Genomic DNA, 13,289 nt, shown 5'->3' with positions numbered 1-13,289 from the left:
GCGACAGAACGCTACTTTTGCTGCTGCGCGCTACTTCGTCTCGCCCAGCCTTTCCGCCTTGTCGAGATTGTCCTTGCCGATGACGATCGGCGTCAGCAGCACGAGCTTTTCCTTCGGTTCGGTCTTGTCCTTGGCATAGGCGACGGCGATCTGCACCGCGGTGCGCGACTGCTCGCCGGGGAATTGTTCGACGGTGCCGGCCAGCTTGCCCTCGCGCACGGCGACCAGCGCTTCGGGGAGCGCATCGAAGCCGTAGATCTTGACGTCGGTGAAGTTGCGCGCCGCGCAGGCCTCGACCGCGCCAAGCGCCATGTCGTCATTGGCGCAGATGATCGCGTCGGGCTTGCCGTTGGCGGCAAGGCCGGCCTCGGTGACGGACAGCGCCTCGGCGCGGGCGAAGTTGGCGGTCTGCTCGAAGATGATCTGATATTTGTCCTTCAGCGGATCGAGAACGTTGTGCACGCCCTTGTTGCGGTCGATCGCGGGCCCAGCACCTGGCTGACCCTGCAGATGGAAGATCTTGGCGCCGTTCGGGAACGCCGCCACCATGGCCTGCGCCTCGGCCTCGCCGCCCTTGACATTGTCGGCGCCGACATGGGCGAGGATACCTTCGACGCCGTCGACGCGGCGGTCGATGGTGACGACGGGAATGCCGGCCTGGACCGCCTGCTCTATGGCCGGGGCCAGAGCGTTGACGTCGAGTGGCGAGATGACGATAGCGTCGACCTTCTGCACCAGTGCCGCCTCGATATCGGCGGTCTGCTTGGGCGCCGAATTCTGGCCGTCGCTTTCGACAAGGTTGACGCCTTGCGCCTGCGCCTCCGCCTTGATCTGGTTCAGCATGTGAACGAAGAACGGAAAGCCGAGGCTCGGCACCGAACCCAGGATGGTCACCTTATCCTGGGCGAAAGCCGGTTGCGGAGCGGCCAGAGCCAATGTGCCCATCGCCACGGACGACAGCAGGAATTCACGTCTGTTCATCAATTTAGTCTCCTCCATATGAGCGCATGACTCCGAAACCGGAATGGGTCTCTGGCAGGTTCATGCGTCGATCTAGAAATGGAGTGTCCTTTGAGCGCCCAAGGGACGCAACGGCGCTCCAGCCGGTCCACCGCGACGTTCTCCTCCGCTCGGTGCCTGCGGACGGATGCTAGCCAAGGCCGGAGGTTTGCGCAAGAACGGGCGTATTCGACTCGGGGGCCGCGTCATGTGCCCAGGGCCGGGTGCTGCTCATGGCGTTGTCGGCATTTGCACATCCGGCATTTGCGCGTCATCCCATCCGGCCAACTCGAGACCGGACCGTATCCGCTCCCGATCTTGCGAGCGCATCATGTGAAGGTCCGCCATGATACCCTGCACGGTCAGGCCGGGGTTTAGACTACGGCCTCCCTGGGGCCGGCCCTTGCCTTGTCGATATTGCCGTCAAGCGCGTGACAAGCCGCCAGCCGCGACCATTGCCAGGCACTCTTTCGCGGAAGGCGGAAAAAGACGCCACCGCTTCCGGGTAGCGGCCAACGACAAGCAGGGCCTCACCCCGGTCATAATAATACCAGGCGGGATGCATCGGATTGAGTTGAATCGCCTGGTCCAGCAGCACCAGGGGCCACTCCGGTCGGCGACGAAGGCGATGGCTCGCAAATTCCCACCTGCACCTCGAACCGAGACCCAGCGCGGAACATTGGTTGGCGGATTGGCGCTCATCTCCCGGCGCAGCTCGATTGCCGCGTCAATGTCAAGGTCGGGGAGGCGATAGACGACACCGCGGCAGCTGCCGCCGCGGTCGAGCGCAAGCATCAGCCCGGGCCGCTCGCGCGTGCCGCGCCAGCGGTCAGCCATAGCGAAAATCGCCGATGCCAGCCATGGACGGTTGCCGGTCGCTCCTCGACGAATTCGAAGCATGGGTTCCACAGCAGGGAGCCATAGGCGAAAACTCAAACGTCACGCGGGCGTCCCGCAAGCAGTTGCTTGCGAATCTCGGCATAGTCGCGATCCGCCAGATTGCAGTCCAGGCGCCGGGTCGCCGTCTTCGATCTTGCGATCGATCCTGGCGAGGAGGTCTTCTGTCAGGGCGATTGTCATGGCCGCTCATCGGGTTTGTCTCCCGAGAGCATCGCCGCGACACGGCATCCGCGTCCTGAACGGATGCTGATATTGTGCTGAAATCGAACGGAGCCGCAGCGGTCCAAGCTAGCGAAGCTGCTGCAGACTAACGGTCGATCGTCACCATGACGCGTTCGTTGTAGCGCTCGCCGGCGACCTTGCCCGGCGCCAGCGCGTCGTCGAGCGCCTGCAGTGCGGCAGCGTCGAGCTTGATCGCGGCGGCGGCGACATTCTCCTCGAGGTACTTTCTGCGCTTAGTGCCGGGGATCGGCACGATGTCGAGCCCGAAATCGCTGCCCTTGTGCAGCAGCCAAGCCAGTGCGATCTGGCCTGGCTTGACGCCCTTGGCCGCCGCGATGTCACGGACAATCCCGGCGGCCTGCACATTGATGTCGTAGTTGGCACCCTGGTAGCGCGGGTCGCCGCGCCGGAAGTCACCTTCCGGATAGTCTTCGGCGCGCTTGACGTCACCGGTGAGAAAGCCGCGGCCAAGCGGCGCGAACGGCACCAGGCCAATGCCGAGCTCGCTGAGCAGCGGGATGATCTCCGGCTCCAGATTGCGTTCCCACAGCGAATATTCGCTCTGCACCGCCGAGACCGGGTGCACGGCATGCGCGCGGCGGATGTTGGTGGCGCCGGCCTCCGACAGGCCAAAGAAGCGCACCTTGCCTTCAGTGATTAATTTGCCAACAGCACCCGCCACATCCTCGATCGGCACCGCCGGGTCGACGCGATGCTGGTAGAGCAGGTCGATATGGTCGGTGGCGAGCCGGCTGAGCGAGCCGTCCACCGCCTCACGGATATGCTCGGGCCGGCTGTTGCGGTCGGTGCCGATTTGCTTGCCGTTTTCGATACGGAAGCCGAATTTGGTGGCGATCGTCACCTCGTCGCGCCGGCCCTTCAGCGCGCGGCCGAGCAGTTCCTCATTGGTGTGCGGGCCATAAACCTCCGCCGTGTCGAGGAAGGTGCAGCCGAGCTCGATGGCGCGGTGCAGCGTGGCAATCGATTCCGCCTCGTCGGCCGGGCCGTAGGACTGGCTCATGCCCATGCAGCCGAGGCCGATCACCGAAACCTGCAGCCCCTGGCTGCCCAGCTTGCGTGTGCTCAAGGTCATGGATGAGATCTCCGGATAATGTCAGGGTTCGCGAGCGTCGGGACTATTACGTCAGGACCATATAGAGCTCCCGCTCAGTTTCCACAGTCGCTCGGGCTCCGAGCCGGCCGCACGATCGCGTGAGGTTAAGAGGAAGATGACCCGTTCCTGCCGCTCTTCGAAGCTATGCCGGCCGGCCAATCTTCCGGGTCACATCCACGCTGTCTCAGGACGGTAGGGCGCGGACCTACGTCGTCGAAGGCCGGGTCTTCTTTGCGTCGGCTGACGACCTCACCGCCGCCTTCGATTTCAAGGAGGCGCTTGAAAACGGTGGCAATCGACGTCAGCCTGCAAGTGATGCAGCGCGGGAGCGAATGCAGGAATCGGTGCGGCTCGCCCGATCTATGCCGGCCGATCAAGCCTGAGTTTGCTTGCCATCATGTTCAACCGGGGAAGCAGCAACGATATCAAAGGCTTGCGTATTGGCTTTTCGATGAAGAACGAAACCACGAAGGACGCCGACAGCAACGCCGTCAGCACAATTGCAAGGGCGACCCACCGGCCGACCGCCGGTGACAGCGCGTTGAGCCAGAGCGTGCCGATCTCCTGATGCAGGAGGTAGAGTGGGTAGGTGAGCCCGCCCAAAATAAGCACCAGTGGCGTCGGTGCGATGCGGTGACGCAACAGGAGAGCGCCGCCGAACAGGGCATAGACGACGACATTGGCGGCAAGCAGATTTGAAAGCGGCGGAGAGAATCCGAAATGAGCCTGCATCCAATCGGCGCCGGCGGTCACTTCCTTGCATGACAGCAGGAACGCCGCGGCAAACAGCAGCAGCGCCTCGGTGGACGAACCTTTGGCGACGATGTGCTGGGCGATGATGCCGCCGGCGAAATACGGCGCGTATTGCGTGATGAACACCATCTGCAGGGCTGTGCTGTGGACGACCGACTCGTTGAGGACGGACATCAGCAGCCATGCCGCCACGAGCTGCAGCTTCCAGCGCGAGAAGACGCCGAAAAACAGAGCGATCGCGACCCAGCCATAGAAGACGATCTCAAGTACGATCGACCAGTAGACACCGTCCACGAAGGATCTGTTGAAGGCCGGGGCGACGATAAAGAGATTGGCGGCCCACGTGCTTGGGTCATATGGAAGGGTCGGATTGGCCGCCAACGTCTGCACGACGAAGCTGGCGGTCATGCAGACAAGGAAGCCAGGATAAAGCCGCGCGAACCTTGCCGCGGCGAATTCCGTCCAGTTCCTGCCTTCGGCCGACCAGGCGATGACGAAACCGCTGATCAGAAAAAATAGATTGACGCCCATATAGCCGTAGATGGCGAGGGAGCCGGCTTCAGGGTAGCCGTGCACCAGCAGTGGCGGCAGGTGTGATCCGTGGAAGAAATAGTGGAAGAATAGAACAGCCAAAGCCGCGACCAGCCGCAACAAATCCAGCGAGCCCATGCGCTCGGATTTGCGGCTTGTTGATCCAGACGCCATTGCACCACCCGTCCGATTGCAGACACGCTAGGCGCGGGAGAAGCGGGAGGCAATTAAGCCGGATGGATTACACCATGGGACGGCGATGGCGACGATGAGTGTCAGGCGACCGGCACCGGGGCTGAGCGCGAGGTGCCGGATTTCGACGACAGGCGCAGTCGAAAGCTGACGCGCCGGCTGACTGGGTGAAAGGTAGCTTGGTTCATGCCCGGAAATTGACAGAACACCCGGTCTCGGCCATCCTTATGCCAGCCGCCTTCTCCTGCGGCGGCGTGTGTATGAGCAGTCCATGGCCAGTTCCGTCATAAGCCAGAATTCCAAGCGTGCCGCGGTGCGCAAGGCGCTCGACCGCCACAAGGTCTATATCACCGCTCAGAGCTTTTCCGCCGGCGCCTACAAAGCGCGTGTCCTCGTTGACGGCGAGGCCTATTGGGTCGACGAATTCCGACTGAGCCAGCTCCAGCAGGGTCTGTCGCCGGCCGAGCTCGAACTAACGCCGGCCACCGACGATTGAGCTGTGTGAGGCACGACATCGGCCTGCCGCATGCTGACAAAATGATTCAAGCGATGCGGGTCAAGTCCTTGTTTTTGCGCAGCCGCCGCATCCGGCCCGGCATGCGGACATGACGCCGAAACTCAAGGCCTATCGCGCCAAGCGCGAATTCAGCAAGACGCCGGAACCCGTTGGCGGGCTGGTTGCCGGAGAAGGCAATCGCTTCGTCTTGCACAAACACCATGCCACATCAGACCACTATGATTTACGCCTGCAAGTCGGCGACGTGCTGAAGAGCTGGGCGGTGCCTCGCGGCCCGTCGCTCAACCCGGCCGACAAGCGGCTGGCGGTTGAGACCGAGGACCATCCGCTTGAATATATCGACTTCGAGGGCGTCATTCCCGCGGGCGAATATGGCGGCGGGCCGATGATCGTCTGGGACACAGGCGTGTGGGCGCCGATGGACGACGTCGAAAAGAGCTTGCGCACCGGTTCCTTCAAATTCCGCCTCGCCGGCGAGAAGCTGAATGGCGGCTGGATGCTGACCAGGCTAAAGGCCAAGCCCGGCGACGACGAGAAGAAGAACTGGCTGCTGTTCAAGGAGCGCGATCTCGCCGCCGACGCCAAGCTCGATATACTGGAAGTCCGGCCGGAAAGCGTCAAATCCGGCCGCCGCATCGAGGAACTGGTCGAAGCGCCGAAGCCAGTTCCCAAACCTGCGAAACCGGTCGTGCTGAAGCCCGGCGCTTTGCCGGGCGCCGTCAAGGCGCCGCCGCCTTCCCGGATCGGGCCGCAGCTGGCGACGCAGGTTTCGAAGCCGCCGGGCGGCAAAGGCCCCGCGGAAAAAACGAGCGAAACCTGGCTGCACGAAATCAAGTTCGACGGCTATCGCACCATGGCGCATCTGGCTGAGGGCGAGGTGCGGCTGATCACACGCGCCGGTCTCGACTGGACGAAACGCTATGGCGACCTGCCGCTCGCCTTTGCCAAGCTGTCCTGCCGCGATGCAATCATCGACGGCGAGGTCGTCGCGCTCGACGCGAAGGGCATTAGCCGCTTTGCGTTGCTGCAGGACGCACTGGCGCAAGGCGCCGGCAACAAGCTCCACTTCTACGCCTTCGATGTCTTGCATCTCGACGGCTGGGACTTGAGAAAAGTGCCGCTCGGCCGGCGCAAGGCGCTGCTGTCGCAACTGCTGTCCGGCTTGGGCGCCAACTCCGCCATCCAGCTCAGCGACCATGTCGAAGGCGACGGCCAGGCGCTTTATGACCAGGCCTCCGAGATGGGCCTCGAAGGCATCGTCTCCAAACGGGTCACGGCGATCTACCAGAGCGGCCGCACCAAGACCTGGACCAAGATGAAGGCGCTGAAAACCGGCGACTTCGTCATCGCCGGCTACACCATCTCCGATGCGGCGGAAGGGCTGGCGGCGCTTGGCCTCGGTGAATTCGAGGACGGCGAATTGCACTATCGCGGCAAGGTCGGCACCGGCTTCGATGCCGCCACCGCCGCCGAGTTGCTGGCCCGGCTGGAGCCGTTGCGCGCCGGCGCGTCTGCGCCCGAAGGGGTTCCGCGAGAGATCATGCGCGAGATGAACTGGGTGCGGCCGCTGCTGTCGGCCCATATCCATTATGCCAACCGGACGGCGGACAATGCCCTGCGCCATGCGGTGTTCCGCGGGCGCAGGGATGTCGGCCTGTCGACGCCGGTTTCGGCCAAGCGCAAGCGGCTGATCGCCGAGGCCGACCTCGCCACGATCTGGGTGACCAACCCGACGCGGCGGCTGTTCGGCAAGACCGGACCGACCAAGCTTGATATCGCCGTCTACTACGCGCTGGTTGGCGATTTCATGTTGCCGCACATTCTCGGCCGCCCGGTGTCGCTGGTGCGCTGCCCGACCGGCAAGCCGCAGGACTGTTTCTTCCAGCGCCATGCCTTCACCGGCATGCCTTCATCGGTGGCGACCTTCGAGGCGACCAATTCCGAGGGCGAGACCAAATCCTATCTGTCGGTCGAAGATGCCAAGGGCTACCTGGCGCTGGCGCAGTTCGGCGTCGTCGAGTTCCACACCTGGGGCACCGATCGCACGCGGCTTGACAAGCCCGACTTGATCGTCTTCGACCTCGATCCCGGCGAGGGCATTGCCTGGCGCGAGGTGGTCGAAGCGGCGGTGCATATCCGCGGCGAGCTGGAGGCGATGAGGCTGGTGCCGTTCGCCAAAACCTCAGGCGGCAAGGGCATCCACATATCAGTGCCGGTGACGCAAAAACAGAACTGGAAGAAACTGCACCAGGCGACCAGCGCCATCTCCTCGGCGTTGGCCGCCACCGCGCCCGACACGTTCACCACCACCATGGGCAAGGACAACCGCAAGCGGCGCATCTTCATCGATTACCACCGCAATGCGCGCGGCCACACCTCGGCCGCACCTTACTCGCTGCGCGCCCGCACCAACCTGCCGGCCTCGACGCCGGTGAGCTGGTCCGATCTGGAATCCATCGACGCTCCGGAAGATTTGAATTATTCTTCGCTGCCGGGCCTTCTGGCCACCTCCGGCGATCCCTGGGCCGACATGGAAGATTTCGCTAGGGATTTGCCGGTATTGTGAGGGTCATGTAGGTTTTGCGCAGCGTCGTTCGTCCTTCGGACGAAGCGCTGCGAACAGTTCGACAGTGCACGGCCGCGTAGGAGAGTTTCATGGCGCCCAGGGCAAGTTGGAAAGGTTACCTCAAGCTCAGTCTCGTCAGCTGTCCGGTCCGGCTGTATCCGGCGACGAGCGCCAGCGAGCGGATCAGCTTCAATCAGCTGCACAAGGACACCCACAACCGCATCAACATGAAGCCGGTCGATCCCGAGCTCGGGCTGGTCGAGCGCTCGGACTTGGTCAAAGGCTACGAATACGAGGATAAGCAGTACATCATCATCGACGATGCTGACCTCGAGGCGGTGAAGATCGAATCCAACCACACGATGAACATCGAGGCCTTTGTCGACGAGCATTCGGTCGACGTCATCTATCAGGACGCGCCGTACTACTTGGCGCCGGACGGCGCGATGGCGGAGGAAACCTTCGCGGTGCTGCGCGAAGCGATGCGCAAGTCCGGCAAGCTGGCGATCGCCCGCCTGGTGCTGTCCAGCCGTGAACGGGTAGTGACGATCGGCGCGCGCGAGAACGGCATGTTCGTCTGTACCTTGAGAAACCCGAACGAAGTGCGTGGCACGGCTGAATATTTCGGCAACATTCCGGCCGGCAATCCTGACCCGGAAATGCTCGAGCTTGCCGAGGCGTTGATCAAGCAGAAGGAAACCACCTTCGATCCGAAGAACTATGAGGATCGCTACGAGATTGCGCTGATGGCGATGATCCGCGAGAAGCTCAAGGGCCACAAGCCGATCATCGCAGCCGCTCCCGAGCGCGGCAATGTGATCAACCTGATGGATGCGCTGAAGGCCAGCCTGTCGCAGTCGGCCAAGCCGCCGGCCAAGAGCAAGAGCAAAGCCGATGAAGGGGCGAAACCGGCGGCCAAGGGCAGTTCTGTCAAGGGTGGGGCCGCAGCGGCCAAGGAAAATCCGCTCAAGGCCAACCTTCTCAAGGCCGTCGGCAAGAGCAAAGGGTGACAGCGCTCGCCGGCATCGGCTTCGGCATCGTCGGGGCGCTGGCGGCGTTTCCATTTCGGCTGGCCGCGCGCGAGGTTGAGCGCCAGCAGGGCCAGTTGCGGCGCGGCGTCAACAGGCGCACCACCCATGTCGTGTTCGGCCGCTTGTATCTGGCCAAGGCTGGGGATGCCGAGATCGAACGCCGTATCGCGGCCGAGCGCGCGGCCGGCCGAAAGCTGATCAGCGAGAACGGATTTCTGCGCCTGCTGGGGCTGATGAAGGCGCCGGAGGCTTCGACCCTGTCGCGGCAGTCGCTTCTCGATCAATCGCAGTTGGCCGCCGCCGATCTCGACCTTCTGAGTCTTTTCGATGCTTTCGAGCATGATTGCGAGCCCTATTCGTTTCGCGACCTGATCTTGGCCCGCAAATATGCCGGGCTGGTCGCCGGCGGCGCCTCGTGGGGCGCAATTGCGCGCTCCGTGCACCGCTCCGGCCCGGTCGCCTCGCTCACCGCCAAGTCGCTCAATGTCGGCTCGCAGCATGGGCGCGCGGATCAGATCTACCTCGAAGGCGGCCAGAGCGAACTCGACGGGCAATTGCTGTTCGACCTGGGGTCGCCGGATGACGACACGCTGGAAGAACTGTTCGCCGACGCTGAAGCCGCGGAAGAGGCTGAAGACCACGAGCGGGCTGCGGCACTCTACCAGCGCTGCCTCGCTATCGATCCGAGCGATGCGATTGCCGCCTTCAACCGCGCCAACTGCCTGCGCGCCTCCGGCCGCGCGGTCGAGGCGGCGCACGACTATGCCCGCGCCATCAAGTGTGACCCCGGCTTTGTCGAGGCCTGGTTCAACCTGGCCGGGCTGATGAGCGAGCAGGGCCGCGATGCCTCGGCACGACGACATTTGCAAAGGGCGATCGCGCTCGATCCCAATTATGCCGACGCGGTGTTCAACCTGGCACGGCTGGAGTTCGACGCCGGCAATCTTGCCGAGGCGCGCCGCCACTGGGCGCGCTACCTCGAACTCGACGCCAATTCCGAATGGGCGCGCATGGCGACCAAGGGTATTCAGTTCGTCGATTTGCAGCTGGCGCGGATGTCGGCGGGGTGAGGTAGTTCAATGTCTGCGCTTGAACACCCCCCTCTGTCCTGCCGGACATCTCCCCCTCAAGGGTGGAGATTAAGCGCTCAGCCGCATTCGTCATTCTCAAACGTTGCAAGAGTGAACGGGGCGCCCGAACTGCCGATCTCCCCGCTTGCGGGGGAGATGCCAAGTGGTGGCAAAGAGGGCAGGACAGAGGGGGGTGGGACGGAACGCGGCCTCCTAAAATGGGCCGCCCAATGACCGCTTTCCTCTTCGACGGCCCCGACACCGCCCCCATCACCATTCTGCTCGCCCATGGAGCCGGGGCGCCGATGGACTCGGCCTCGATGACCGCCACGGCAAAGGCGCTGGCCGAGGCCGGCTTTCGCGTTGCGCGCTTCGAATTCCACTACATGGCGGCCCGCCGCTACGGCCACCGCAAGCCGCCGCCGCGGGCCGAGACGGTGAATCCCGAGTACATCAAGGCGATCGCTGACCTCCGGGCGAAGGGCGTGAAGGGGCCGCTTATCATCGGCGGCAAGTCGATGGGCGGGCGCGTCGCCTCGATGATCGCAGACGAGATGTTTTCGAAGGGTGAGATTTCAGGGCTGCTTTGTCTGGGCTATCCCTTCCATCCGCCGGGGAAACCGACGCAGCTTCGGACAAAACACCTCGCCGAGCTCAAGACGCCAACATTGATCTTCCAGGGCACACGCGACGAATTCGGAACCAGGGAAGAGGTCGCGGCCTACGCACTGTCCGACCGCATCGAAATCCTCTGGCTGGAAGACGGCGACCACGATCTCAAGCCGCGCAAGAGCATCTCCGGTTTCTCTGCCGCCGATCATCTGAAGACGATGACTGATGCGGTGAAGGCGTGGGTGGACAGGCTCTGACTTCTGTCCGATGAAGATCGCCACCTTCAACGTCAACAACATCAACAGCCGGCTGCAGAACCTGCTGGCTTGGCTGACCATCGCCAAGCCCGATATCGTCTGCCTGCAGGAACTGAAGGCGAGGGAGACGCAGTTTCCGCGTACAGCACTCGCCGCGGCCGGCTATGGCGCGGTGTGGGTGGGACAGCCGACCTGGAACGGCGTCGCCATACTCGGGCGGGGTTCAGAACCCGTTCTGATCCGTGAGGCGCTGCCCGGCGACGACAGCGACAACCAGGCCCGCTACATCGAGGCCGCGGTCAGCGGCATCGTCATCGCTTGTCTCTATGCGCCGAACGGCAACCCGCAGCCCGGTCCGAAATTCCAGTACAAACTTGCCTGGCACCAACGCCTGAACGCGCATGCGGCGGAACTGTTCGACACCGGGCTGCCGGTGGTGCTGGCCGGCGACTACAACATCGTGCCCGAGCCGCGCGACATCTATCCGACCCGCTCCTATGACGACAATGCGCTGGTGCAGCCGGAAAGCCGGGCCGCCTTCGCAGCACTGCTCGAACAGGGCTGGACCGATGCGCTGCGCAAGAAGCATCCGAAGGAGACGCTCTACACATTCTGGGATTATCGCCGCAACCGCTGGCAGCGCGACGCCGGCCTGCGGCTCGATCATATATTGCTCTCGAAGAAGCTGGCGCGCCGGCTGGCCGCGGCAGGCATCGACCGCGACGTCCGCGGCGAGACCGGCGCCAGCGACCATGCGCCGGTGTGGGTGGAATTGCGGTGAGGGCGGAGAGTCAATCTCCCTGTGGGGAGATTGGCTCCTATCAGAAGGACATCGACAAGCCCGGCGCTGACCGGCATCATTGCGGGCGAAGCGGATAGTGGCCCGAGGGGAGCCCATGAACAGGTTTGTCGACAGGCTGCTCGCAATGCTGCTGCTGGCGATCGGCATGCTCTGCTTCACACGTGTGTATTTCGCGCTGGGCGGCGAGGGCGCCGGCGAAGGCTTCGCGTCCGTGAGCCTGGCTTTTTTCGCAGCGGCGGGCGTTGTCTCAGCTCTTGCAGCCCTGCTGTTCTGGGCCGGCCTGTTGCCGGGCCGGTCGACGCTCGCTCCGAAGGTGCCGCTGTTCGGCAGGGGCGCCGAAACGCAACCCGGCGGACGACCACGCCTGCGGCGGCTCTTTGCCGTCGTTCCGTTCCTCGCCGTGCTCGCTCTGGTGGCCGACCAGCTCGGCCCCTGGTCGCGGCAGCCACAGGACGCCGGCAAAAGCGTGATCGCCGAGCAAGCCGTGCCGAGCGCGCCGCAAGGCCAAGACGTCACCAGCGCACCGGCTCCGGAACCGGAACCGGCACAGCCGCTGGCTCCTGCCTCGCCAGCCGAGGTCGCGCTTGCCCCCTCTGGTTCACCGCCGGACCCTACTCCAGTCCCGGCTGCGCCACCGAAGACCGTCGCGCCGCTGCCGCAGGCTCCGCCGCCGCAGCCGACGCAGCCTGATGGCCACCGCGAGCCGGTCGTCTGGCTGGCGGTGGCGCCCGACGGTCACTCGATCCTGAGCGCCAGCACCGATCGCACGATCAAGCTCTGGGATATCGACGGCAAGCGCCTGATCCGCACCCTCGGCAACCACAAGGACATGGTGCGGACAGCGCTTTTCCTGCCCGATGGAGCGCGGGCGCTGACGGCGGGCGACGATGGCGAGATCGTGCTGCGCCAGCTCTCCGATGGCGCTGTGCTGCATGTGTTCTCGTCAGGCCAAAACGGCGGCGTTAACAAGCTCGCGATCAGCCCGGACGGCAAACGCGCCGTCAGCGGGCACGACACCGGCAGGGTCATCGTCTGGGATATCGAGAAAGGCTCGGTGCTGCATGTGATGCCGGGGCACGACTGGTCGATCAGCGGGGTCGCCGTCTCGCCCGACGGCACACGCGCGATCAGCGGCAGTATCGAGGGCACGCTAAAGCTATGGGACATCGGCACCGGCAAGCAGCTGCGCAGCTGGCATGGGCATGAGCGCGGCCCCTATGGCGTGGTGTTCATGGCCGACGGGCGCCATCTGATCACCGGCAGCGGCGACTATACGATCAAGCTCTGGGATCTCGACACCGGCCGCGAAGTCCGCCGCCTCGAGGGCCATTCGGGCACGGTTTATGCGCTGGCGCTGTCGGCCGACGGCAAGCGGCTGCTGTCCGGATCGCTCGACGGCACGGCGCGGCTGTGGGACATGGAAACCGGCAACGAGACCGCCCTGTTCGACAGCCGGTCCGGACCGGTCTACGCGGTGGCGTTCGCCGCCGACGGCACAGTGCTGACCGGCGGCTACGACCGCACCATCAGGGACTGGCCTGCCGGCGGCGGAGACGGCGTGGTGCTTTTCGCCGGCGCGCCGGAGTGATGTGCGAAGGTGGTCCGCGACGCTCGACGTTACAGAAAGGAGCGGCGCCGTCGGCGCTGCCAATCTCCCCCCTCGTGGGGGAGATGCCCGGCAGGGCAGAGCGACTGTCTTGGAAGTCAAGCTGTTTGCCATGGT

The 13,289-nt window shown here is 64.1% G+C and carries 10 protein-coding genes and 1 pseudogene; 7 read left to right on the top strand and 4 right to left on the bottom strand.

Going from position 1 to position 13,289, the window contains the following annotated elements; genetic code table 11:
- Positions 1-30 precede the first annotated feature (30 nt).
- The 4 genes and pseudogenes from AC0L25_RS23265 to AC0L25_RS23250 all read right to left on the bottom strand — a co-directional run bounded on the left by AC0L25_RS23265 (position 31) and on the right by AC0L25_RS23250 (position 4,693).
- Positions 31-981: a substrate-binding domain-containing protein gene (locus AC0L25_RS23265; RefSeq protein WP_473597665.1), complete on the bottom strand. Its 951-nt coding sequence runs from the start codon at positions 979-981 to the stop codon at positions 31-33.
- 441 nt (positions 982-1,422) lie between these two features.
- Positions 1,423-1,910 (bottom strand): annotated as a pseudogene (locus AC0L25_RS23260) (gamma-glutamylcyclotransferase).
- 296 nt (positions 1,911-2,206) lie between these two features.
- On the bottom strand, positions 2,207-3,214 hold the full coding sequence (locus AC0L25_RS23255) for an aldo/keto reductase (protein WP_473597664.1): 1,008 nt from the start codon (positions 3,212-3,214) through the stop codon (positions 2,207-2,209).
- 381 nt (positions 3,215-3,595) lie between these two features.
- Entirely contained in the window at positions 3,596-4,693 is a 1,098-nt protein-coding gene (locus AC0L25_RS23250; protein ID WP_473597663.1) for an acyltransferase family protein, read from the bottom strand.
- A gap of 289 nt (positions 4,694-4,982) precedes the next feature.
- On the opposite strand from AC0L25_RS23250, the gene AC0L25_RS23245 reads away from it, so the two are divergent.
- The 7 genes from AC0L25_RS23245 (at position 4,983) to AC0L25_RS23215 (ending at position 13,154) form a co-directional block, all read left to right on the top strand.
- Positions 4,983-5,207, top strand: coding sequence for a hypothetical protein (locus tag AC0L25_RS23245; protein WP_473597662.1), 225 nt, complete (start codon positions 4,983-4,985; stop codon positions 5,205-5,207).
- A gap of 109 nt (positions 5,208-5,316) precedes the next feature.
- Positions 5,317-7,794, top strand: coding sequence for a DNA ligase D (gene ligD / locus AC0L25_RS23240; RefSeq protein WP_473597661.1), 2,478 nt, complete (start codon positions 5,317-5,319; stop codon positions 7,792-7,794).
- 89 nt (positions 7,795-7,883) lie between these two features.
- Entirely contained in the window at positions 7,884-8,804 is a 921-nt protein-coding gene (gene ku, locus AC0L25_RS23235; protein ID WP_473597660.1) for a non-homologous end joining protein Ku, read from the top strand.
- Positions 8,801-9,895: a tetratricopeptide repeat protein gene (locus tag AC0L25_RS23230; RefSeq protein WP_473597659.1), complete on the top strand. Its 1,095-nt coding sequence runs from the start codon at positions 8,801-8,803 to the stop codon at positions 9,893-9,895. The genes ku and AC0L25_RS23230 overlap by 4 nt, the downstream gene beginning before the upstream one ends.
- 230 nt (positions 9,896-10,125) lie before the next feature.
- Complete coding sequence (locus tag AC0L25_RS23225; RefSeq protein WP_473597658.1) at positions 10,126-10,764, top strand: alpha/beta hydrolase family protein; 639 nt, start codon at positions 10,126-10,128, stop codon at positions 10,762-10,764.
- A 10-nt stretch (positions 10,765-10,774) separates the two neighbouring features.
- Entirely contained in the window at positions 10,775-11,545 is a 771-nt protein-coding gene (locus AC0L25_RS23220) for an exodeoxyribonuclease III (RefSeq protein WP_473597657.1), read from the top strand.
- A 115-nt stretch (positions 11,546-11,660) separates the two neighbouring features.
- Positions 11,661-13,154, top strand: coding sequence for a WD40 repeat domain-containing protein (locus AC0L25_RS23215; RefSeq protein ID WP_473597656.1), 1,494 nt, complete (start codon positions 11,661-11,663; stop codon positions 13,152-13,154).
- Positions 13,155-13,289: the final 135 nt, after the last annotated feature.

The sequence above is a fragment of the Mesorhizobium sp. WSM4813 genome (assembly GCF_055811555.1).
Note: the sequence above shows the minus strand (reverse complement) of the source record. Positions and strands in the feature narration are given on the sequence as shown.